Source organism: Bacteroides sp. MSSM.1001136sp1_RTP21357st2_D2_RTP21359_211015, from assembly GCF_040913205.1.
GTDB lineage: Bacteria > Bacteroidota > Bacteroidia > Bacteroidales > Bacteroidaceae > Bacteroides > Bacteroides ovatus.
In genome coordinates, this window is record NZ_JBDFVF010000027.1 from 40,316 (window position 1) to 65,182 (window position 24,867).

The window sequence follows — 24,867 nt, forward strand, 5'->3', positions numbered from 1 at the left end:
ATGAAGCAATATAAGATTGTAGTGATTTGTATGTGCATACTGCTCCTTCTTGCCGGAGGAGTGTATGCGCAGCAAAAAACGGTCAGGATACTTGCCATCGGCAACAGCTTCTCCCAAGATGCCGTGGAGCAATATCTGCATGAACTTGCCGAAGCCGAAGGCATTTCAACCATAATCGGCAATATGTTTATTGGCGGCTGTTCCCTGGAACGTCATGTGAAAAATGCCCGTGACAATGCTCCTGCCTATGCCTACCGGAAAATCGGTACAGATGGAAAAAAACGGGAAAAGGGTAAGATGTCTTTGGAAACGGTGCTTGCAGATGAAGACTGGGATTACGTCAGCCTGCAACAGGCAAGTCCTTTTTCGGGAATGTATGAGACGTATGAAGCTTCTCTTCCCGAGCTCATAGAATATGTAAAAGCACGCCTTCCAAAGAAAACAAAGCTGATGCTGCACCAAACCTGGGCGTATGCATCTACTTCCAAGCATAGTGGATTTAAAAACTACAACTGCAATCAACTGATCATGTATCAGGCAATTGCCGATGCTGTGAAGAAAGCGGCTAAGGTGAATAAGATAAAGATTGTCATCCCTTCGGGCACTGCCATACAAAATGCGCGTACCTCTTTCATCGGCGACCATCTGAATCGGGACGGCTATCATCTGGATGTGAAGATTGGACGTTATACCGCTGCTTGTACCTGGTTCGAACGCATCTTCAAACACAATGTAATCGGGAATCCTTATGCCCCGGAAGGGCTGGATGAGGCACGAAAAGCTGTTGCCCAGAAAGCTGCCCATGCAGCAGTAAAGCATCCGTATAAGGTAACCGATCTGTCTATTACTAACTAACAATGGACATTGCCGCCCGTCTTGCAGCAGAATCCACGGTATTATAGATGACTTGATTCAAATGTAAATGCAGCACACCAAAGGCGATTTGATTGCTCGTGGCAACCCGATGGTGTACTGCATTTATTTTTCGTATATTGTATGGTTTACTCCATTAAGAACTGGCGTATAGGACAATGGCGTATACCCTCGTAGCTGTTTCCGCTGAATGTATCTTCTGTTAACACTATTTTGGGATAGTTGTCCTGTATCTTTAGTAAGTTTCCAAATTCTCTTTCTGCTGTGTCGCCATCTATTTTTAAAGCGACCTGTATATATAGTTTTTCTCCATTCTTCTCTCCGATAAAATCAATTTCCTTATCTCCGTAATAGCCAACCTTAATGTCGTAACCTTTGTATAGAAGGTGGTTATACACTAGATTTTAACAAAAGTATGCTTTCTTATAGGGAAACACTTTGTTTCAACCTTTGAAACTAATAGTTTCCCTGTTTGAAACATTTCGTTTCTCGGTGAGAAACAAATGGTTTCATGGCATGAAACAAACCACGGCTTGTGGGGTGACGCCCAGTATGCTGTGGGATGATTGAAAATGACTTTTAAACAAACTTGAGGTGTATTTATAATGAAAGCTGGAGAAAGTGATGTTTTATCCTTCCTCCAGCTCTTATATTATTGATGAGCAGTGAATTACTTCACTTCCCAAGTATCATTAGTCATTAGCAGCTCCTGAAAATTATGATATTTTTTCTTGCCTTTGATTTCTTCGATTTGTTCAGCGACAGCATCATTGTAAGTTGGAGCATCTACATCACGGATTACACCGAGTGCAATCGGGAAGTCAGGACCTTCCATCAAAGCCAGTTTCAATTGAAGCGTATTGTCCTGGCAGTGTGCGTCGTGGATAAGGATATCTTTTTCTGTGACACCGTTCTCACCAAGTTTCACTACTTTCAGCCCGAAGCCTTCCTGCATCAATCCGAATTCCTTATTTTCACCAAATAACATCGGTTTGCCATGTTCCAGGTAGATAGCGTTCTTAGCGCGTCCTTCTTTGGTAGCAACACTGGCGTGAGTTCCGTCGTTGAAGATCACGCAGTTTTGCAGAACTTCTACAACAGAAGCACCTTTATGGTTGGCTGCTGCTTTCAACACTTCTACGGAAGCGGCACCATCTACTGCAATACAACGTGCGAAGAAACGTCCGCGGGCACCGAAAGCCAGCTCTGCCGGATGGAACGGGTCTTCCACTGTTCCGTAAGGAGATGATTTGCTGACGAATCCGCGTTCTGAAGTCGGTGAATATTGTCCCTTTGTCAAACCATAGATACGGTTGTTCAACAGAATCATGTTCAAGTCAATGTTGCGGCGAACGGCATGGATGAAGTGATTACCACCGATTGCCAAACCGTCACCGTCACCGGAAATCTGCCAGATAGTCAAATTTGGATTGGCTACTTTTGCTCCTGTTGCAACAGCAGCGGCACGTCCGTGAATAGTGTGGAACCCATACGTATTTACGTAGTAAGGCAGGCGGGAAGAACAACCGATACCGGAAATGACGGCAATATTGTGCGGAGCTACTCCCAGTTCGGCCATAGCTTTGTGCAGTGAGTTCAGGAAAGCGTGGTCACCGCATCCCGGACACCAGCGAGGTTGGCCTGATTTATAATCTTGTACGGTATATACTTTATCGCTCATCTTTTATTCCTCCAATAATTTAGTGAATGCATCTATCAATTCTCTCGTAACGAAAGGCTGTCCTTTCACTTGGTTGAACTGGCTGATGTTCAATCCGGGTATCTTCATCCGTAAATAACCTGCGAATTGTCCCAAATTCTGTTCAGCTACTACGATCTTCTTGTATTTACGCAATACATCGGCTGTATTCTTCGGCAGCGGGTTGATGTACTGGAAGTGTGCGAAAGCCACTTTCTTTCCATGATCGCGCATAAAGTCCATAGCCAGACGGAGATGCCCATACGTGCCGCCCCAGCCAACAATCAGTAAATCTGCATCTTCATCACCCAGTACTTCGAGTTCGGGGATATAGTCTGCAATTTTATCTACTTTAGTTTGGCGGAGATGAACCATCTTATTATGGTTTTCTGGTTCGGTAGAGATCGCACCTGTTTCATTGCTCTTTTCAAGACCACCGATGCGGTGCATGAATCCTTCAGTTCCCGGAATTGCCCAGTAACGTGCACCGGTTTCTTCATTGCGTTGGTATGGAGTCCAGTTACCAGCCATGTCCGGAGTCACGTATGGAGGATTGATGGCAGGATATTCATTTAAGTTAGGAAGTTTCCAAGCTGCCGAGCCGTTGGCTACGAAAGCATCCGTCAGTAATACAACCGGAGTCATGTGTTCCAGAGCAATCTTACATGCCATGTATGCGGCATCAAAACAGTTCGTTGGTGAAGTTGCGGCAATCACCGGCATCGGGCTTTCACCATTACGTCCGTAAAGAGCTTGCAATAAGTCTGTCTGTTCTGATTTAGTAGGCAAACCTGTTGACGGACCGCCACGTTGCACATTTACAATCACTAATGGAAGTTCGCCAATTACAGCAAGGTTCATGGCCTCACTCTTCAAACAAACACCGGGCCCGGAAGTAGTCGTTACAGCCAAAGCACCGGCAAAAGCGGCACCAACGGCAGAAGCACAACCCGCGATTTCATCTTCGCACTGTACGGTTTTTACTCCCAGTGATTTATGTTTAGCTAATTCGTGCAGAATATCAGTGGCCGGAGTGATAGGATAAGAACCCAAGTAGAGTTCCAGACCTGCTTTCTCGGCAGCAGCAATCAAGCCATAAGCAGTTGCTTTATTTCCGTTGATATCTGTATAAAGTCCTTTTGATTTCGGAGCTTTACTTTCAATCTTATAAGTAGAGACAGAAGCATGTGTGTTGGCACCATAGTTGAAACCATCGTTTAATACCTTAATATTAGCTTCTGCAATTTCGGGCTTCTTGGCGAATTTCTCACGCAGCATTTTTTCAGCAGCGGCAAGGTTACGGTTGAACAGCCAGCAAACCAGTCCGAGTGCGAACATGTTCTTACAACGGAGTGCTGATTTATTGTCTAGTCCGGAGTCTTTCAGGCTCTCTTTGCACATGGAAGAGATGGGAACTTCAAGTACTTCCTGTTTTATGCCTAATTCTTCAAAAGGATTGTCGGTCTTGAATCGTGCCTTTTCCAAATCTCTGGCTTCGAATGAGTCGGAGTCGGTAATGATAAGTCCTTGCGGTTTACAGAATTTGATTTGTGTTTTCAGTGCGGAAGGATTCATAGCCACCAACACGTGGCAACGGTCTCCGGGAGTGTAAACCTGTCCGGCACCGATGTGGACCTGAAAACCGGAAACACCGGTCAGTGAACCTTGCGGGGCGCGGATGTCTGCCGGATAGTCAGGGAATGTACAGATGTCATTTCCTACCGTAGCCGACACGTTCGAGAAGATGTTGCCGGCCAGCTGCATACCGTCGCCGGAGTCGCCGGAGAAACGTACTACTACTTCCTCCAATTCTTTAACCATCATTTCGTCTGCCATAACTTTAATTACTATATTTAATTTAAAAACTGATTTTACTTTCAATTTGTGAGCACAAAGGTCGGAAAGTTAATCGAATTATCAAAATAAATCGAACTTTATTGTCCTATTGACGCCAAATATTTGAAATATCTGAAAGGAACCTGTATTTTTATTCTTGTTAAATCGACAGAAACCGTTATCTTTGCAAGCAAATTTGAAGCGGCCTTGTAGTTCAACGGATAGAATAGAAGTTTCCTAAACTTTAGATAGGGGTTCGATTCCCCTCGAGGCTACTACGAAGAATCTGTGAGAAGTTGTTTTGTTTTGCTTTCATATCGTATCTGGTTTTAAGTTTAACAATGGCTTCTTTTAAGATGAACGTCTTATAGCTTCTATTTGTTTTAATAATCAATAGAAAAAGCCTCTACCGAATGTTCGGAAGAGGCTTTTTCTATTTCTGGAATTTATTATTCTTCCGTAGTTACTGGTACGACTTTTTTGTTCTTCATCATGTTGTATGCAATCGGAGATGCAATGAACAGTGATGACAATGTACCGATAACAACACCCAAGATCATTGCGAATGCAAAGCTGCGGATTGAATCACCGCCAAGGATGAAGATACACAGCAATACGATCAATGTACTTAATGATGTATTGATAGTACGTGCAAGTGTAGTATTCAATGAATCATTGAACAACTGACGTTTGTCACGTTTCGGATACAGGCCGAAGAACTCACGTACACGGTCGAAGATTACCACCTTGTCATTGATAGAGTAACCGATAGCTGTCAGGATAGCACCGATAAACGTTTGGTCAATTTCCAGTGAGAATGGAACGATACCCCATAACAATGAGTAAGCACCGATAATCATGATGGTATCGCATGATAGAGCTACGATAGAGCCAATACTATATGCGATGTTACGGAAACGGATTAAGATATACAGACCGATAGCGATCAAAGCCAGTACTACGGAATAGATGGCACCTGTTTTGATATCGTCTGCGATACTCGGACCCACTTTTTGAGAACTTACAATACTACCACCAGTGTGATTGTCACGGTCGATAAAGGTAGCTAGAGTGATGTTTTGAGTCAGCACAGGTTTCAAAGTCTCATATAAATATGCTTCGATTTGAGAGTCAACATCGTTTCCTGCATCTTCAATACGGTAGTTGGTGCTGATACGTACAGTTTTCTTATCTGTACCGATAGCGATAACACTAACGTTAGCATCACCGAACTTGCTGGAGATCAATTCACGAATCTGTTCGGGTTCTACCGGATTCTCGAACTGTACCTTGAAGTTACGTCCACCGGTAAAGTCGATACTCTGGCTTAAACCGCGCATGGCAAATGAACCGATACAAACGAGGATGATGGCTACAGTGATGATAAGGGATTTTTTGTTTGTTCCCATAAAATCAAAACGTGTGTTGGTCATCAAGTTTCTTGAAACAGGGGTTGTGAATGTAAGGTTCAATAGTTTGTCCTTGTTCATGAAGTGTTCGTAAACTATACGGGTCATGAACACAGCGGTGAAGAAGGATACTAGAATACCGATAATCAATGTCGTAGCAAAACCACGGATCGGACCGGTACCGAAGTTAAACAGAATGACACCTGTGATGATGGATGTCAGGTTCGAGTCGAAGATAGCGGAGAATGCGTTGGAATAACCGTCAGCAAGTGCTTTCTTCACACCTTTACCGGCACGAAGTTCTTCTTTAGTACGTTCGTAGATAAGTACGTTCGCATCCACTGCCATACCTAGTGACAACACCATACCGGCAATACCGGACATTGTCAATGCTGCCTGGAAGGAGGAGAGGACACCTAATACGAAGAAGAAGTTCAGGAACAATGCACCATTGGCAATCATACCCGGTATGAAGCCGTACATCATACACATATAGATCATCAACAGAATCAGAGCCACTACGAATGAGAATACACCTGCATTGATAGATTCCTGACCCAATGACGGACCAACGATATCTTCCTGTACGATGTGAGCCGGAGCCGGCATCTTACCTGATTTCAATACGTTTGCTAAGTCCTTTGCCTGTTCAGGAGTGAAATGACCTGTAATCTGTGAACGTCCACCTGTGATTTCAGAGTTTACGTTTGGTGCAGAATATACATAGTTGTCAAGAACGATAGCGATAGAACGACCGATGTTCTGTTTGGTCAGCTGTGCCCAACGACGTGCACCGTCAGAGTTCATTGTCATGCTGACAGCCGGTTTGCTGTATTGGTCGAATTCATCTTTCGCGTCTGTTACTACATCACCTTCCAACGGAGCTTTACCGTTGCGTTCGGTAGACTTGATAGCATATAATTCGAACGTCTGTCCTTTCTTGTCAAATTCAGAAGGAGAAACACCCCATTTCAAACGAAGGTCTTTCGGGAGTTCTGCTTTAACTTCCGGCATAGCCAGATATTTGTTGATATCAGCAGTGTCTTTGTAGTTAGCGTAACCGATCACAGGACCTTGTCCGCTAGAGTTCAACTGCAGGATAGCCAACAGAGGGTATTGCTTTTTAATTTCTGCCAGGTTAGCTGTTGAATTATCTTCAGTAGTTGTAGCATCTCCTTTCAGGGCAGCAGCAAGACTGTCGGCAGCACTTACGTTTTTCTTGGCCGGAGTAGCTTCTGCAAGCGGAGCTTCTTTGGTGGAATCTACAGCAGTAGAGTCTGCACCTGTCTCCTGCGCTAATACAGCGCGCAATTTAGCATCAGCAGATTGCATGGCAGGAAGAACTTCTTTAGCTGTATAAGTTTCCCAGAATTCCAGGTTAGCAGAACCTTGGAGAAGTTTTCTCACACGTTCCGGCTCTTTGATACCCGGCAATTCCACCATGATACGACCCATTTTGTCTTCCAGGCTCTGGATATTCGGCTGAACAACACCGAAACGGTCGATACGTGTACGAAGTACGTTATATGAGTTTTCAACAGCAGCTTTTACTTCTGCTCTCAATACTTTTTCAACTTCTGCATCCGATGATTTCTGGTTAACTTTGTCTTTCAACTGTTGTGTTGCGAAGAGTTCGGAAAGTTTTGCGTTAGGAGCAGCTTTGTGGTATTCTCTGACAAATAGCGTGATGATATCATCCTGGCTGTTTACAGCCTGTTTTGCAGCTTCTGCCAATGCATTGTTGAAAGCTTCATCCGGCTTGTTGTCAGCCAGTGCTTTGATAACATCAGGTACAGAAACTTCAAGGATAACGTTCATACCACCTTTTAGGTCCAAACCTAAACTAATCTCCATCTCACGACATTGTTTCAGCGTCCAGTTACCCAACCACACTTTCTCATTGGAGAGAGAGTCGAGGTAGTCTTGTTCCACTTTCGGGTCGCCGTTCGCAATTTCTTTCGCCTTGTTGGTATAATGGCGTGTTACGAAGGAGAAGGAGAGATAGAACACACATACCAGTGTGAGTAATACCGCAAAAACCTTTACAAATCCTTTGTTTTGCATTTTACTTTTAATTTATGATGATTACTTTTTTAATTTAATTTTCAGTTAAATTCTGTCGTACACAAGTTCTTTTTGCCGCATACAAGGCTGCAAATATAGTTTTTTTTTCACATTCATGTGTAATAAGCCCTCAAATATTTGATGTTTAAGGGCTTTTTTGCTGAATTATTTCATTCCTCTGTTTTTCAGTAGTGGTTCCAGGCTTGGTTCCGCTCCACGGAAATTCTTATAAAGCACCATCGGGTCTTCGCTGTCTCCCTTCTCCAATACGTTATGGCGGAACAGGTCGGCGGTGTTTTTATCAAAAATACCATGTTCTTTGAAAGCTTCGAAAGCATCATTGTCCAATACGTTGGCCCATAGGTAACTATAGTATCCGGCTGCGTATCCGCCAATGATATGATTAAAGTAAGTCACGCGATAACGCGGTGCTATTTCGGGAATCAAATTAAGCTTGTCCATCGCTTCTTTTTCGAATGCAAGCATATCCAGATTCTTTACATCTGTTATCGTGTGCAGGTTCATGTCGAGGATGGCGGCGGCCAGTAATTCGGTGGTCATGAAGCCCTGGTTGAAAGTTTTCTGTTGCAGTATCTTCTCGATGATTTCGTCGGGTATCACTTCTCCTGTCTGATAATGTTTGGCATACATTTTCAGCACTTCGGGTTCAGTCGCCCAGTGTTCGTTGATTTGAGAAGGAAGCTCTACAAAGTCGCGTACCACGTTGGTTCCCGATGTTCCTTTGTATTCGCATTTTGTCAGCAGTCCGTGCAGGGCGTGACCAAATTCGTGAAACAGGGTTTCCACTTCATCCATGGTCAATAAAGAGGGGGTGTCGCCTACCGGCTTGGTAAAGCTGCAAACGTTGCATACCAATGGACGGGTTGTTCCGTGTTGCTCACGATAGTTGCTCATCCATGCACCACCGCTTTTCCCGGGACGTGGGAAATAGTCTACATAGAAGATACCGAGCTGGGAACCGTCTGCGTCTTTCACTTCAAAGACTTCTACATCAGGGTGATAAGTTGGTATGCCTTCCAGTTTGCTTAGGGTGATGCCATATAATTTGTTGGCTACGGCGAAAGCACCATTGCGTACATTTTCCAGTTTGAAATAAGGTTTTGTATCCTCTTCAGACAGATTATATTTTTCTTTCCGCAGTTTTTCGGTGTAATACCACCAGTCCCATGCTTCCAGTTTTTCTCCTTTTCCTTCCTTATCCATTAATTTCTGAAGTTCGGTAGCTTCTGCTTTTGCTTTTGGCAGTGCGTAGCTCCAGAGGTTATTTAAAAGGCTCATTACGTTGTTGGCGTTCTTTGCCATGGTTTCATCCAGGACGAAGTTTGCATAACAGTCGAAACCTAATAAGTTCGCTTTTTCCAGGCGGAGAGAAACGATCTTGCGGATGTTTTCCTTGTTATCGTTCCCGTCGTTGTTGTTGCCGCGGTTGATATAAGCTTTGTATATTTGCTCCCGGAGCGGGCGATTTTCAGAATATTGCAGGAAAGGCAGACGGCTGGCATTGTGCAGGGTGAACAACCATTTTCCCGGTTGTCCGGCTGCTTTCGCTTCTTCGGCCGCACTTTGGCGGAACCATTCAGGCAATCCTGCCAGATCTTCTTCCTTGTCAACGAAAAGTTGGAAGGCATTATTCTCATTCAGTATATTGTTGCTGAAAGTAATGCCGAGTGTAGAAAGTTCCTTGTTGATTTCGCGGAGGCGAGTTTGGTCCTTTTCGCCAAGGTTCGCTCCGGAACGGATAAATCTTTTATAAGTCTTGTCCAGCAGACGTTCTTGTTCCGACGTCAGGTTCAATGAATCTTTCTTTTGGTAGACATCGTTCACCCGTTTGAATAGTTTCCCATTCAGGGAGATATTGTCATTATGTTCCGAAAGAACCGGTGCCAGTTTGATGGAAAGTGCGGTCAGCGAATCAGTAGTTTCCGCATCTGTCATATTGAAGAAAATGATGCTTACCCGGTCTAAGATGGGTGCGCTGTTATCCAAAGCCACAATCGTATTTTCGAATGTCGGAATTTCCGGGCTTTCGATGATGGCTTCGATATTTTGATTCTGTTCTTCTATACCTTTTAGAAAGGCAGGTTCATAGTGCTCTAATTTAATCTTGTCGAAAGAAGGAACACCATACTCGGTTTGAAACTCTGTAAAGAAAGGATTGCTTTCTGTTTTCGTAGCACAGGAGTACATCATACAACTTACTGCTAAAATGGTTAGTGTCTTTTTAATCATCATAAGTGTTTTTTATTAGAGTTTTCAGTTCTTATCGTTTACTGATATAGCACCAGATCGGGTAATGGTCTGATGCCTTGATAGACCGGTCTACCGTGCAATTGTAGGCTTTCAGGTTGGGGCTGATCAAGATATTGTCTATGCGGAAATAGAACTTGTTCTGATTGTAGGAAATACCCAATCCTTTACCGGACTGTGTGAATGCATCATCTAGTTTTTGAGTCAGGATGCGATGGGTATATGAGATAGAACCGTCGTTGAAATCGCCGCATACTATGGTTGTCGGATATTTACTTTCTGCAATGGTTTTAGCCACAGAATCTGCTTGTGTAGCCCGGATAGCCGATGCTTCCGCCAGTTTTCTTATTAATTGCCTAAGTCCGGTTTTTACTTTCTTGGCATTCGGGTCTTTAATCATATCCTCATACATCCCTCTGTCTTCTTTGGTGAGCTTGTTGGATTCCAGGTGGTTGTTGATTAATGTAAGAGTGTCGTTATTCACATTCAGTACATATTTCATGGAGCCGTTATAATTACTTTCATATTCGATGGGATGTATCGAGAGTATGGGGAACTTAGAGAAACAGGCAAGTTGCACGTCTCCTTTCCCTTGTTGGTGGACGGATTGGTAAGGATAGGCTTTCAATGCTTTTTTAATGTCCTGTTCCGTCAGGTATTTCTTGTTGGTAGCGGTGTTATATTCTTGCAGACAGATAATATCGGCGTTACTATCTACAAGATAAGACAATACCGGGTTTTTTCCATCTTTCTTCTCCAAATTGTTGAAACTCATTACGTTGTAGGATAGGATTTTGATGCTTCCTTCCGGTATGTTTTTTGTGGTGGAGTTAAAAGGAATATAAGTCCGTATCTGCGGAATACAAATTAGAAAACCGATGGCGGGCAAGAGCGTATAGCGGTAGTTGACGAATGCCCAGAAGCCGATAAAAATCAGATTAATCGTCAGGAATATCGGAAATGCAAGTCCCAAGCTGGAAGCAAGTGGATTTATTTTCGGGTTAAGGTAAGGGCTATAAGCGCTTAATATCAACGTTCCCACGAAGAGAGCGTTGACAGCAAGTATCAGATATGCGACAAATTTGCCAATATGTTCCATTCCTTTATCTTTTGCTTGCGTCGAACAAGCTTTTCTTTTCTTCAGTTGTCAGACTGTCGTAACCGGATTTCTTTAGTTTTTCCAAAATACGGTCCACTTCATCAGACTGTGCTTTTTTGTGGGCATTGTAATCATAATCCTTCTCGCGACCGGTGGCACTGTTTCCATAGTGTACCTTCATTTTCGGTTTCCGTTTCCATGTTTTCTTTTGAAACAAGGAGGTGAAACCATCCAGAATCCAGTTGATCCAGGAAGTCAAATCAGTTCCTTTACTTAGGCTGGCGGCAAACCAAAGTCCTGCAAGAGCACCGCCCAGGTGGGCGATATGTCCTCCGGCATTACTTGAGGTGATGGATAATACATCGATTCCGATAACAACCAGTGCCAGATATTTGAGACGGATAGCACCGAAAAGAAAAAGTTGCACCCTGTAATTTGGTTCACGATAAGCCGTAGCAGCTACGATGGCTAATACGGAAGCTGATGCTCCTACCAATGTTGCACCCGCCACTTGCGAACTGAATAAAGGAAATACATTGTAGGCAACCATATACAGTAAACCTCCACAGATACCTCCTAATACATATAGTCCTCTTAAATGTTTGGCCGAGAAAAAGTAGAGAAACAAACTTCCGAACCAATACAGCCAGAGCATATTGAATAAAATATGCAGGATACCGGCATGCATAAACATATAAGTAAATAACGACCACGGCTGATGAATAAATCCGATAAAGGATGCCGGCAGGGCAAATATACCGAATATATCGGGGGTACTTACTTCAAACAGTCGCAAGAAAACGTTAATCAACGTGCCGATCAGAAAGATGCCTACGTTGATATAAATCAGTTGGATGAAAATATTTCCTCTTCTGAATGTCTCCTTTAAATCAGCTATAATATGTCCCATTGTTATTGCTTTTTTTTCTCCAATACAAAATCAGGATCAATCCAAATAACATTCCTCCCAGATGAGCAAAGTGAGCGACATTGTCTCCGGCGCTATTGGCAAGTCCTGACCATAATTCAATCGCGGCGTATCCTATAACGAAGAACTTCGCTTTGATAGGAAATGGCAGCGGGAAGATAAACAACCGGTTATTGGGAAATAACATACCGAATGCCAGCAATATGGCGTAAACGGCTCCCGAAGCACCTACGGTGGTCATCATGTTCAGATACTCTTCCATTGGGATAACACCTGTACCTATATTCACTTGTGCGTAGTGGCTAAGCTCCGTTACATATTGAATATACTGCACTCCTTCCTGGATAAGTCCCGCACCGATACCGCAGAGAATATAGTAAAAGAGGAAACGTTTGGGTCCCCAGGTTTGTTCGAGAATCGGTCCGAACATAAAAACGGCAAACATATTAAAGAAAATGTGGCTGAATCCGCCGTGCATAAACATATAAGTGATAAGCTGTGCCGGATTAAAGTCACTTGCAAGGAAAAAATGTAATCCCAGATAATTCGTTAAATCCAGGCCGTAACGTTGGGCTACGATTGTCCCGAAAAATACTAGTACATTGATAATTATCAGGTTTTTAGTTACAGTTGGCATCATTTTAATTTCTGAATATTTAGATAATAGACGCAAAAGTACGAATAAATTCTGTTTTAAAGCATGAAAAACGCTTCCTATTAGCTCTTTTTCAATAATTTGCTGCGTTTTTTTTATGTTTTTATTTGATATGTTGTTTTGTTCGGCTATATTTGTGGAATCAATCCATTGTGGGATAATCTTTTGTGTAACAAATATATTAATTAATCATTTTACGTATTATGAATAAGTCTGATCTTATTAGTGCAATGGCTGCTGAAGCTCAAATGAGCAAAGCCGATGCAAAAAAAGCACTTGATGCTTTCATCACTTCAGTTACTAATGCTATGAAAGCTGGTGACAAAGTATCTCTCGTAGGTTTTGGTACTTTCTCTGTAAGCGAAAGAGCTGAAAGAACTGGTATTAACCCTTCTACAAAGGCAACTATTACTATTCCTGCTAAGAAAGTAGCTAAATTTAAAGCTGGTGCTGAATTATCTGCAGCTGTTGAATAAGATAGATAGTTGAAAGAAATTAGGAGAGGAGACGCGATGCGTCTCCTTTTTTTGTATCTTTGCGCGCAAGAAATAACTTGATTATGAAGATAGAAGATAAACTTGTAGCGTCCGTTATTAGTGGACTGAAAGCACTCTACGGTCAGGAAGTCCCTGAAAAGATGGTGCAAATGCAAAAAACAAAGAAAGAATTTGAAGGACATTTGACACTGGTCGTGTTCCCTTTTCTGAAGATGTCAAAAAAAGGACCGGAGCAAACAGCACAGGAAATCGGTGAATATCTGAAAGCAAACGATCCGGCTGTAGCAGCGTTTAATGTGATAAAAGGGTTCTTGAACCTGACTATTGCATCGGCTACATGGATTGAATTGCTGAACGAGATTCAGGCGGATGAACAGTACGGCTTAATGCAGGTCACTGACGCTTCTCCATTGGTGATGATTGAGTATTCTTCTCCGAATACAAACAAACCGCTTCACTTGGGACACGTGCGTAATAACCTTTTAGGCAACGCATTGGCTAACATTGTAGCGGCAAACGGCAATAAGGTAGTCAAAACAAATATTGTAAACGACCGTGGTATCCACATCTGTAAGTCCATGCTGGCATGGAAGAAATACGGAAACGGTGAAACTCCTGAAACTTCGGGTAAGAAGGGTGACCACCTGGTAGGTGATTATTATGTATCTTTCGATAAGCATTATAAAGCGGAAGTAAAGGAGCTGATGGCTAAATTTACAGCGCAGGGAATGAGTGACGATGAAGCGAAAGCAAAGGCTGAAGCTGAATCTCCATTGATGCAGGAAGCCCGCGAAATGTTGGTGAAGTGGGAAGCCGGTGATCCGGAAGTACGCGGATTGTGGGAAATGATGAACAACTGGGTATATGCAGGATTCGACGAAACCTACAAGAAGATGGGGGTTGGCTTTGACAAGATCTATTATGAATCCAATACTTACCTCGAAGGAAAAGAAAAGGTAATGGAAGGTCTGGAAAAAGGTTTCTTCTACAAGAAAGAAGACGGTTCCGTATGGGCCGACCTGACTGCCGAAGGACTGGATCATAAGCTCCTTCTCCGTGGTGACGGTACTTCTGTCTACATGACTCAGGATATCGGTACGGCTAAACTTCGTTTTGCCGATTACCCGATTAATAAGATGATTTATGTAGTAGGTAACGAACAGAACTATCACTTCCAGGTGCTTTCTATCTTGCTCGATAAACTTGGTTTCGAATGGGGTAAGAGTCTGGTACACTTCTCTTACGGAATGGTGGAACTGCCGGAAGGTAAGATGAAATCCCGTGAGGGTACGGTAGTTGATGCTGACGACTTGATGGAGGAAATGATTGCCACTGCTAAAGAAACTTCACAAGAACTAGGCAAACTGGATGGTTTGACACAGGAAGAAGCTGATGATATTGCCCGTATTGTGGGTCTGGGAGCATTGAAATATTTCATTCTGAAAGTCGATGCCCGTAAGAATATGACATTCAATCCGAAAGAATCTATCGACTTCAATGGTAATACAGGTCCGTTTATTCAATATACTTATGCACGTATCCAGTCTGTACTTCGGAAAGCTGCCGAATCAGGTATCGTAATTTCTGAACAGATTCCGGCTGGTATTGAATTGAGTGAAAAGGAAGAAGGGCTGATTCAGATGGTTGCCGACTTTGCTGCTGTTGTAAAACAAGCCGGTGAAGATTACAGCCCGTCTATTATTGCTAATTATACTTATGACTTGGTGAAAGAATACAATCAGTTCTATCATGACTATAGTATTCTGCGCGAAGAGAATGAGGCAGTGAAAGTATTCCGTATCGCTCTGTCTGCTAATGTAGCTAAAGTTGTTCGCTTGGGAATGAATTTGCTGGGTATCGAAGTTCCTTCCAGAATGTAAGACTTTCTCTGAACAAAATAGACTTCTGCGGGGTTTCTTTTATATATATAAAAGGAACCTCGTATGTTTTACTCCCCCCATCCATTGCTTCGGAAGAGAGAAACGGAAACTGCTACTGTCTCTTATTCCGAACTGCTGTTTGACCTGATTTATGTTTTCTCGGTCACGCAACTTTCACATTATTTGCTTCATAATCTCACTTGGGAAGGATTATTGAAAGAAACAATCCTGTGGTTTGCAGTCTGGATGTTGTGGCAACATACCATCTGGGTGACTAACTGGTTCAACCCGGATACCCGGCCGATACGTATTCTTCTTTTTATCAGTATGCTGGTGGGGCTGGTGATGGCGGCTGCTATTCCTTATGCCTTTACTTACCGGGGATTGATATTTGCTGTCTGCTATGTTCTGATACAGGCAGGGAGAACACTTTATATTATCGGGGTGTTAGGAGATCATCATCTGGCTGCTAATTTTAAGCGAATTATGGGCTGGTTCTGTATATCTGCCGTCTTTTGGATTACGGGTGCCATATTGCAGGGAGAATGGCAAATTCTACTGTGGATTATAGCCGCCATCTGTGATTATACAGCCCCGATGCACGGATTTGCTTTACCTCGTCTGGGACGTTCGGACAGTAGCAAGGAATGGACTATTGAAGGGCATCATTTGGTGGAACGTTGCCAGTTGTTTGTGATTATTGCTTTTGGAGAAACTCTATTGATGACAGGAGCTTCTTTGAGTGAAGTAGAAGAATGGACGCCTCTCGTGATTATTTCTGCTGTCATATCTTTCATTGGTAGTTTGGCTATGTGGTGGGTTTACTTTGATGTGAGCAGTGAAGCCGGTAGTCGGAAAATACAGGAAGTGAAAGATCCCGGAAAGCTGGGGTTGATTTATAATGCAATTCATATCGTACTGGTGGGAGCATTGATTATTTGTGCGGTAGGAGACGAACTGATTGTTGCCCATCCCGAACAAGAAATGAGAGCGGAAGTTGTTTTTGTTCTGATTATCGGACCAATCGTTTATATTCTGGCAAATAGTATCTATAAATATGTCACGTGCCGTATGCTTCCTTTATCACATATTATTGCTGTAATAGCTTTGGCTTTACTGCTTCCCTGGCCTTATCACATTTCTTTATTGACGATGAATATCTTGGTAACATCTGTTTTTATATTCGTGATTGTGTTTGATATGCTATTCCCTAATAAAGGTTTTAAGATAAAATGGGAGCCGAAGATTTAATGATGAAAGCCCATTCATAACGGATAATACTTATATCCTATAATATTGTGGCTTAAAATAAAAACACAGTTCACACGAATTCTTGGTGAGTATTCAAGAAGTTGTGTGAACTGCGTAATTCGCGCCTTTCTAAACGGATGTCTATTATGTCTTTTTCATCGATGGTTCGCAATGCGAAGTCCCGATAGCGATTCCGTACAATATCCGGGCTGCTCTTATTTAAATCGTATCAATCTTTATTTGTACCAATCTTTATTTTGTTTCCCATTCGATGATACCCATCCAGAGAACTTGGGATATGATTGATCGATTCGTTTCCCTTCCTCTGGAACCGGGAGATTACTTACTGGCATATTGATAGCAAACGGCATCAAGTCTGCAGAAACATAATACATCCCTTCTTCTGGTCTGTAGATGTCTTTTCCGGTTCCCAGTAACGATAAGTCGGCTTTGTCAGTCGGGGGATAATTTATCAGATGTAATTCTTTGCCTCTACCCTCGTTGGAACTGATGAAGATAAACGGGTTGTAAGGAGGTACCACCTCTTTCTCACTAGCTCCATCAAGCGTGATGGTTACAGTATATTCTTTCTTTGATTCATCAGTGATATTTTTGAATTTTGTCATGTCGTCATACAACAATATGGTTGGGTGAGACTGTCCAGGCTCTGTTTCTTTTCCTTCCATGTATATAGAACTTGATAAACCACTGGCATCAGGCCCCGTTATTTTTACACTCTTGACATTGCTGTTTGAGAGCTTGTGTAATTGATATCCAAATCCGTTTTGCAGATAACCGCCACAGTGCTGTAAGATAAACTTGTCTTCTATTTCGTAAATGCGATTGTCAAGAGCATTTCGGGTCATCGTACTGGTGTACTTTACCATTACGTCATTCATATCGTAATCACCTAACTTAGGCCATAAGTCTTCAAAAGCCAGTGTACCGGAATAAGAAATTTTATATTGCTCGGGGATTGCTTCGGGGTCTTCAGGCAATGGAGGCAATGTCGGGTCAATAGCATTCTTTTCTGACGTATGAATATAGAAGATGGCATCTGCATAATCGAAGTCAATATTATCTTCGAATCCTACTGCTACAATCTGCCCGGACTTGGAATCACGGAGAGATACAGTTCTTTGTGTATTATTCGTGTTTAGATTCCTGGTGGAGTAGCGTGCCCCCATACCTTTTATGATATCGCCCACTTTGTCTTTATCTGTTTCTGAGGTGAGTTTACTCTTGAATCCCATACCTTGAAGGCACCAGCCAATTGTGACTCCTGCAGGAAATTTGTCTTCGTATTCCTGTGTCTCTTCATTCCAATATTTGAGTTTTATTTCTTCGCCACACACTAATGCTCCTACCCCTAAAGTCTTGTAAACAGGAGAGGTGTTTGGGAATGCAATTATTTGTTTTATATCACTCTTGCTCTGGGGCGGATTGTTGGTCGGATAGGTGTAATATCCAACTGTATTGTACCATGCAGCAGAGCTGTTTATAAATACGAGGCTTACTTCGGTCGGGTTAACAATTGGAATATCTGAAGTCATTTTAATGGAACCATCAAAAAACTCCGGATAATTCTGACTGATGTTCATAACCTTGCTTTTACCGCTCTCATCTTTGACTGTAACCTTTCTGAAAACATACTTGATGTTGTATAGTACGTCTGCCGGAGGTATGTTTATTTTAGGCTCCAGATTGGTTGGTCTTCCGTTGTTATCCCAGTCTGCATCGGGAAGAACATGCCATTCTTTTAGATAGGTATGTTGGTTCACGGTCACTCCTCTGGTTTTTGATGCCGTTTGTGAACGTAAGGCAGTGATATATGCATCTTGATTAAATGAAAGCTGACGACTGTCGTCAATCGTTAGTTTAAGAGGAGATACGGTGGCTAAATAATCCGATGATAACCATACTTCCGAGAGGTCCGCCGGAATATTCATTTCTCCACTGAATTTGCCTTTTTCGTCTGTAACTGCACGGTAGATAGGCTCTATGTCCTTTTGGAACACGCTGCCGTCAGCCGAGTATTCAATGGGATCTTGATCGTAAATGTCAAAAAGGACACGATAATTTTCGCTTTTAAAACAATAATTGATATCCAAAGCAACAGCTTGGGTCATGTTGAAGTCGAAGTATGCTTCTTTTGGCATATGCCTTCTCTCCCAAGATAAGTCACGCTCTTTGTCCATACAACTGATGGAAGCTATGGTAAGCACTCCTATCATTAAATACTTTAATTTTGTTTGCTTCATAAGTTTGTGTATTAAAAGATAAAGAGCAAATATATACATTTAATTATATAATTTGCTCTTTTTCTAGTTTTTTTATTTCTTTTTTGCGAATCGTCCTTTTTTTGTGGTCGCTGGTCCTTTCTCATCTTGTAATTTGATGAGTTCCAAACAGCTAGCCAAACTCAAATCCTGCGGGACGATATCTTTAGGAATTTTATAATTGGAACCCTTATAGGTAATATAAGGTCCGTAACGTCCGTTCAGAATCTCAAGTTCCGGCTCCTCTTCAAACTTCTTGATGTGGCGTTCCGTTTCTTTCTGGCGTTTCTCCAGAATCAGCTGTTCTGCCTCTTCCAAAGTAATTTCCATCGGATCAAGTGTTTTCGGGAGCGATACATATACCTTATTGTGCAGGACATACGGACCGAAACGGCCTACGCCTACACTGACTGATTTTCCTTCATATTCGCCCAGTGTACGAGGTAATTTGAATAATTCCAGTGCTTCTTCCAAAGTGATGGTTTCCATGGATTGACCTTTCTTCATTTGTGCGAAGCGTGGTTTTTCTTCATCTTCTACAGTACCAATCTGTACAACAGGACCGAAGCGACCAATCTTAACAGAAACAGTCTTGCCTGTTCCCGGTTCTTCTCCCAGAATACGTTCGCCTACTTTATGTTCCGTCTTGATAGCCAATGTGTTTTCTACAGACGGATGGAACTTATCATAGAAATTCTTCATGATAGAAGTCCATTTCACTTCTCCTTCTGCAATCTCGTCAAATTCCTTTTCTACACTGGCGGTAAAGTTGAAATCCAGAATGTCTGGGAAATATTCGGTAAGGAAATCATTTACCACAGTGCCGGTATCCGTTGGGAACAACTTCGCCTTTTCTGCACCGGTAATTTCAGTATGGTTTTCATCCTTAATCTGACAATCTTTCAATGTCATGACATTAAACTGCCGTTCTTCCCCGTCTTTATTACCTTTCTCCACATATTCGCGTTGTTGGATGGTAGAGATAGTAGGTGCATACGTAGACGGACGTCCGATACCCAGTTCTTCCAATTTGCGTACAAGACTTGCTTCCGTATAGCGTGGAGGACGTTGGGTGAAACGTTCGGTTGCGATAATAGGCCCATGTTCCAACTTCTGGCCTTTCTTCAAAGGAGGAAGCAGGTGGCTTTCATCTTCCTGTTCGTTGTCGTCATCATAAGACTCACGGTACACGCGCAGGAAACCGTCGAACTTAATCACCTCGCCGATAGCTGTAAATACGTCGCTGCTGCCACTTATCGTTATGGTAGCAGTTGTCTTTTCCAGTTCCGCATCTGCCATTTGTGAAGCAATGGTGCGTTTCCAGATCAAGTCATACAGTTTCTTCTCTTGCGCTGTTCCTTCAACGGATTGGTTCTCTATATAAGTAGGGCGGATGGCTTCGTGAGCTTCTTGTGCACCCTTGGTCTTGGTCTCGAAATGGCGGGGATGTACGTAGCGGTCGCCCATCATTTTGATGATAGCGTCTTTACTGCCAGCCGTTGCAAATTCCGAAAGGTTGACAGAGTCCGTACGCATGTAAGTGATGAATCCCGATTCATATAAACGCTGCGCGAGCATCATGGTCTGCGCTACGGTATATCCCAGTTTGCGTGCGGCTTCCTGTTGTAAAGTAGACGTTGTGAACGGAGCAGGAGGCGTTTTCTTGATCGGGCGGGTGGTAATATCATCGATTGCAAAGCTCGCTCCCTGACAAGCGTCGAGGAAAGCCTTTGCTTCTTTTTTTGTTTTGATACGGCGAGCCAGTTCAGCTTTCATTTCCACCAGCTTTCCATCCGCGTCCGGGACGAGGAATACGGCGGTGACGCGATAAGCAGCTTCCGTTTTGAAGGCATGTATTTCACGTTCACGTTCAACGATCAGACGGACGGCAACAGACTGAACACGTCCGGCCGAGAGTGCCGGTTTCACTTTTCTCCAAAGTACGGGAGAGAGTTCGAAACCTACGATACGGTCCAGAATCCGTCGTGCTTGCTGTGCATTTACGAGGTTGAGGTCAATGTCGCGTGGTTGTTCAATAGCTTTTAAGATAGCGCTCTTCGTAATTTCATGAAATACGATTCGTTTTGTGTTTTCCGGTTTTAGTTTTAAGACCTCATACAGATGCCAGGCAATCGCCTCTCCCTCGCGGTCCTCATCGGATGCGAGCCATACGGTTTCTGCCTCTTTAGCTTCTGTCTTTAGTGTGCTAACCAGCGCCTTTTTGTCTGCCGGGATTTCGTAGCTGGGTTCAAAATCATTATTTACGTCGATACTGAAATCTTTTTTCTTCAGATCGCGTATGTGTCCGTAACTAGAAAGGACTTTGAAATCTTTCCCCAGAAACTTTTCAATCGTTTTTGCTTTTGCCGGAGACTCGACAATGACAAGGTTTTTCTGCATAATTCTTTCTTTTATAATGGCTTGTACCACAATATTCGGGGACAAAAGTAAAAAAAAAGATTCTCCCTACCTTATATTATAAGGAGAATTTAATAAAATCTTAAGATTTACATTTTATTGCAGGAAATAAAATATCAATTGGTATAGGTTAGTTTCTCTATATTCTACGTACATTTGTCTCATTAGTAAGTTAGTTTTCGTTTGACAGTTGTCAAACGAACGCCTGACAACTGTTGAGCTATCGCTTGACAACTGTCAAACGGAAACTGAATAGTAAATTGAATAAATAATATATTGGAAGAGAGAAATTAATCTTTTCCAATGAAAAACTAATAAGTAATGAGTGTTAATTATGACCTTTATGAGACTCCCAACCCTGATAAGAGTGGAGAAGAACTACCACTGCATGCACGTGTCGTTTTGAAAGGCAGTTATACAGCCGAAGAATTTGTAGAACAAGTGACTGCATTTCAGCATATGCCTCATGCGCAAGTGGTAGGTGTCATAGAAGCTATCTCGAAAGAACTAAGACATTTGCTTTTGAAGGGATTTTCCGTTGAATTGGGTGATATTGGTTATTTTACTCTTTCTTTGAATGTGAACAAAGAAGTGACTGATTCAAAAGACTTGCGTTCACCGTCAGTATCTCTTAAAGATATTAATTTGAGAATCAACCGTCAGTTTAAGAAGGATATTGAGACTGAATTGGTATTACAACGTTATCATTCGCCTTTTCGTGTGAAGAATCCATTAGCAGAAGAAAAATGCTTGCAGCGATTAAATAAATTCTTGGAAAAGAATCCATGTATTAATCGGCAGGATTATGCCTTACTTGTTGGAAAGACAAAAACACAGGCATTGCAGGATATTAATGCATTTATTGAAAAAGGGATTTTAAAAAAGTATGGAGCAGGACGATCGGTAGTCTATATAAAGGTAGGATGAGTCATTTTTCGGATATATATACTTGATATTAAACATTTTCTGCTTACCTTTGTTTGCATGAAAAAAGAAAATGGGAAAGGAGACGAACCTATGGCTAGTAATTATATTCGTTTCGATTGGGCTATGAAACGCTTATTGCGTAATAAAGCCAACTTTGCAGTTCTTGAAGGCTTTCTGACTACTCTTCTCAATGAAAAGATTGTCATTCAGAAATTGTTGGAAAGTGAAGGAAATCAAGAAGATGAGTTTGATAAGTATAATCGTGTTGATATGCTTGCGGAGAACTCTAAAGGAGAACTTATTCTGATTGAAGTTCAGAATAACAATGAGTATGCTTATTTCCAACGTATGTTGTTTGGTACTTCTAAATTGGTGACCGAGTACATCAATCGTGGAGAAGGTTATGATAAAGTACGTAAAGTGTATAGCGTTAATATTGTCTATTTTTCATTAGGCAATGGAAAGGATATAGTATATCATGGTAAAACGGAGTTTAGAGGGATTCATCAGAATGATGTGCTGGAGTTGACTCCGTTCCAAAAACAGACGTTTAAGGTCGATGCTGTCAGTCAGCTTTATCCTGAATATTATATATTAAAGGTGAATGACTTTAATCAGGTTGCCAAGAGTCCGTTGGAAGAATGGATTTGTTATCTGAATACAGGTGATATACCAGATAGTGCTACTGCTCCCGGTTTGACGGAGGCTCGTGAACGATTGAAACTCGATAAAATGACGAAAACTGAACTTGAAGCATATTATCGTCATTTGGATAATATTGTAATATTGAAAGATAATATATTGACAGAACGTGCAGAGGGTCGCGCGGAAGGTCGTGCAGAAGGACGTGCGGAAGAAAAAAGAGAAACAGCACGTAATATGAAGGCTTTGAATATTCCTATTAATACTATTTCACAGATAACAGGTCTGTCGGCAGAAGAAATACAAGGTTTATAAATCTATTGGTGACGGATTTGTAGTGAAGACAACAAAATAATTGAAGTTTAAGTTTTTGAGAAGGGGCGTTATCCGGAAATGGAAACGCCCCTTTCATTAATTTAGAATCGGAAACTCAATCCTCCTAAGAAATTGAATCCTTCCGTAGGATAACCTAAATAATATTGATATTTCTTGTTCAGCAGGTTATGTACTTGCGCATAAACAGATACTCCTTTGAATACATTATAGCTGGCTCCGATATGCAAATCATTAATTGCGGTCATTTTTGCATACTCTTTCACTTCTTTCCGGTTGATGTAATCATAACCTAGATTTATGTTAAGAGCAGAGATCGGATGAATACGTACATTGAAAGACATTTCACTGACTGGTTTCACAGCCAACAGATATTCCTCTGTTTTGCTGTCCCAATTACGGTAAGTATATTTAGCTGATATTCCGAGGATATCTTTGTAATCGTAACTGATTTCACCGCCAAGGTAGAGATTATCTGTATTATCTTGAGCAAAAGAAAGATAAGAGCCTGAATGAATATTACTTGGGTCAAAACCTAAATAAGATAAGTCGTTCTTTAGATTCTGATAACCACCGAACACGTTGAACCAAAGTCCCGGATAAGGGCTTGCTTTGAATCCGATACTACCGTTGATTTGCTCGTAAGTATCATAAGGACGTTGTACGTATCCCAAAGTAGCAGTGGTATTTGCCTCCGGCAGTTCACCGTAAGGACAGATACTTTCTAATCTGCGGAAATCATTCAATTGCTTACCGCCGGTTGCTTTTGCATAAACAATGTAGCTATCAGAAAAAATATACTGTGCAGTGATATCGGGTGAGATACGGAAAGACTTGTCAAATCCGAAAGATAAATCTACATTGGCTCCGATATGCAATTTCCAGTCATCATTATCCAGTTCGTAATATGGATTTAAAAGAAGCGTTGTGTAGTTTTTGAAGTATTCATCTCCGGTGGAAACATTCTTTGTATATCCGTTGTAGAGAAGATTGTTCATCTCCAAAGCGATAGTTATTAATTGTTGGTCGCCGATAGTTCCCGTGACATCGCCTTTGGTGCGTATGATTGTTTCCTTGATACCTGTATTGGCTTCAGATTCATTGAACATGTTATGCTGACGTTCATACATCAACAGATTTGTTTCTGCATTGAAACGCAGTGGTGCAGTCTCATCAGTGAAATGAATGCCCGCATGGAAGTCACCGGATGTGAATTTTTGCTTGCTGTTTACGCTTTCCGGTTGGAAGTTGAAGTTGCTCAATCCGAAGTTTCCGGCAATATTTAAATCCAACTTATCGAATTGATGCGTATAATCCACATTAGCACGTGTGCGGTAGTAGAAAGCATTCCATTTCTCTCCATTTGTGAAAGGAAGAGTTAACTTACCATCCATTCCATCCATTTGGAAACGAACATTCAGCCTATCTTTTTTTGACAGGCGGAATAGATAATTGGCGAGAACATCCAAATTGCCATAATTACCATATCCGGCACGTACATATCCCGGGGTAGTGCCGGGTTGAACTTCTTTTCCGGTATAGGGGCGCATCAGGCCTGCCGGAACGGAAGTGGCCGGAAAGAATGTTGTAGCATACTCTACTTCTTTCTTGCTTACTGTCGGTTCTTCTACTTTAGGCAGGACGTTTACTTTCGAGGCGTCCATAATGTCCGGGTTATATTCTTGTTCCACAACGACCGTGCGGGTCATTGTTGTATCCTTCGGTTGGGTGGTTTGGGCTTGAAGGCAGGATGGCATTGAGATTGCCAATGCGAGTCCTCCTATTATATAATGAGATCGTTTCATACTT

At 42.1% G+C, this 24,867-nt stretch carries 16 protein-coding genes, 1 tRNA gene and 1 pseudogene; 7 read left to right on the forward strand and 11 right to left on the reverse strand.

From position 1 onward, the window contains the following. Window positions 1-855, forward strand: a complete 855-nt coding sequence (locus AB5217_RS17180) for a DUF4886 domain-containing protein (protein WP_032847073.1) — start codon at window positions 1-3, stop codon at window positions 853-855. A 146-nt stretch (window positions 856-1,001) separates the two neighbouring features. On the opposite strand, the pseudogene AB5217_RS17185 reads toward AB5217_RS17180, so the two are convergent. From AB5217_RS17185 to AB5217_RS17195, 3 genes and pseudogenes are all read right to left on the reverse strand, one after another. After that, window positions 1,002-1,277 (reverse strand): annotated as a pseudogene (locus AB5217_RS17185) (ATPase); the annotation flags it as partial. Between the two features lie 266 nt (window positions 1,278-1,543). Next, window positions 1,544-2,554 carry a 2-oxoacid:ferredoxin oxidoreductase subunit beta gene (locus AB5217_RS17190; protein WP_004323877.1) on the reverse strand — a complete coding sequence of 337 codons (1,011 nt, stop codon included), beginning with the start codon at window positions 2,552-2,554 and terminating at the stop codon, window positions 1,544-1,546. A 3-nt stretch (window positions 2,555-2,557) separates the two neighbouring features. Beyond that, window positions 2,558-4,408: a 2-oxoacid:acceptor oxidoreductase subunit alpha gene (locus AB5217_RS17195; protein WP_032847050.1), complete on the reverse strand. Its 1,851-nt coding sequence runs from the start codon at window positions 4,406-4,408 to the stop codon at window positions 2,558-2,560. A gap of 203 nt (window positions 4,409-4,611) precedes the next feature. Here AB5217_RS17195 and AB5217_RS17200 point away from each other — a divergent pair. After that, a tRNA-Arg gene (locus AB5217_RS17200) sits at window positions 4,612-4,683 on the forward strand. A gap of 174 nt (window positions 4,684-4,857) precedes the next feature. Here AB5217_RS17200 and secDF read toward each other — a convergent pair. The 5 genes from secDF to AB5217_RS17225 form a co-directional block, all read right to left on the reverse strand. Then, on the reverse strand, window positions 4,858-7,881 hold the full coding sequence (gene secDF / locus AB5217_RS17205; protein ID WP_004302499.1) for a protein translocase subunit SecDF: 3,024 nt from the start codon (window positions 7,879-7,881) through the stop codon (window positions 4,858-4,860). 165 nt (window positions 7,882-8,046) lie between these two features. Continuing rightward, on the reverse strand, window positions 8,047-10,131 hold the full coding sequence (locus tag AB5217_RS17210; RefSeq protein ID WP_139147481.1) for a M3 family metallopeptidase: 2,085 nt from the start codon (window positions 10,129-10,131) through the stop codon (window positions 8,047-8,049). A gap of 31 nt (window positions 10,132-10,162) precedes the next feature. Further along, the gene (locus AB5217_RS17215; RefSeq protein ID WP_032847046.1) at window positions 10,163-11,248 is read right to left on the reverse strand and encodes an endonuclease/exonuclease/phosphatase family protein; all 1,086 of its coding nucleotides are present in this window, start codon (window positions 11,246-11,248) and stop codon (window positions 10,163-10,165) included. Between the two features lie 4 nt (window positions 11,249-11,252). Continuing rightward, window positions 11,253-12,158 (reverse strand): rhomboid family protein, encoded by a 906-nt coding sequence (locus AB5217_RS17220; RefSeq protein WP_004296484.1) that lies wholly within the window; start codon window positions 12,156-12,158, stop codon window positions 11,253-11,255. Beyond that, window positions 12,139-12,813, reverse strand: a complete 675-nt coding sequence (locus AB5217_RS17225) for a rhomboid family intramembrane serine protease (protein WP_008776855.1) — start codon at window positions 12,811-12,813, stop codon at window positions 12,139-12,141. Before AB5217_RS17225 ends, AB5217_RS17220 begins: the two co-directional genes overlap by 20 nt. Window positions 12,814-13,034: 221 nt before the next feature. Between AB5217_RS17225 and AB5217_RS17230 the strand changes: the two genes are divergently transcribed. From AB5217_RS17230 to AB5217_RS17240, 3 genes are all read left to right on the forward strand, one after another. Next, window positions 13,035-13,307 carry an HU family DNA-binding protein gene (locus AB5217_RS17230; protein WP_004296482.1) on the forward strand — a complete coding sequence of 91 codons (273 nt, stop codon included), beginning with the start codon at window positions 13,035-13,037 and terminating at the stop codon, window positions 13,305-13,307. 83 nt (window positions 13,308-13,390) lie between these two features. Continuing rightward, window positions 13,391-15,208 (forward strand): arginine--tRNA ligase, encoded by a 1,818-nt coding sequence (gene argS / locus AB5217_RS17235; protein WP_004323872.1) that lies wholly within the window; start codon window positions 13,391-13,393, stop codon window positions 15,206-15,208. Window positions 15,209-15,271: 63 nt separating this feature from the next. After that, entirely contained in the window at window positions 15,272-16,459 is a 1,188-nt protein-coding gene (locus tag AB5217_RS17240) for a low temperature requirement protein A (protein ID WP_004296480.1), read from the forward strand. Window positions 16,460-16,695: 236 nt separating this feature from the next. On the opposite strand, the gene AB5217_RS17245 is transcribed toward AB5217_RS17240, so the two are convergent. Then, window positions 16,696-18,720, reverse strand: a complete 2,025-nt coding sequence (locus tag AB5217_RS17245; RefSeq protein WP_004323871.1) for an LruC domain-containing protein — start codon at window positions 18,718-18,720, stop codon at window positions 16,696-16,698. A gap of 72 nt (window positions 18,721-18,792) precedes the next feature. Beyond that, window positions 18,793-21,138 (reverse strand): type I DNA topoisomerase, encoded by a 2,346-nt coding sequence (topA, locus tag AB5217_RS17250; RefSeq protein WP_004323870.1) that lies wholly within the window; start codon window positions 21,136-21,138, stop codon window positions 18,793-18,795. A gap of 339 nt (window positions 21,139-21,477) precedes the next feature. Between topA and AB5217_RS17255 the strand changes: the two genes are divergently transcribed. Together AB5217_RS17255 and AB5217_RS17260 are read left to right on the forward strand one after the other, a co-directional pair. Then, window positions 21,478-22,083 (forward strand): DsbA family protein, encoded by a 606-nt coding sequence (locus AB5217_RS17255; RefSeq protein ID WP_004323869.1) that lies wholly within the window; start codon window positions 21,478-21,480, stop codon window positions 22,081-22,083. Window positions 22,084-22,140: 57 nt separating this feature from the next. Next, window positions 22,141-23,040, forward strand: coding sequence for an Rpn family recombination-promoting nuclease/putative transposase (locus AB5217_RS17260; protein ID WP_004323868.1), 900 nt, complete (start codon window positions 22,141-22,143; stop codon window positions 23,038-23,040). Between the two features lie 101 nt (window positions 23,041-23,141). On the opposite strand, the gene AB5217_RS17265 is transcribed toward AB5217_RS17260, so the two are convergent. After that, complete coding sequence (locus AB5217_RS17265; RefSeq protein ID WP_368112819.1) at window positions 23,142-24,863, reverse strand: TonB-dependent receptor; 1,722 nt, start codon at window positions 24,861-24,863, stop codon at window positions 23,142-23,144. Window positions 24,864-24,867 lie beyond the last annotated feature (4 nt).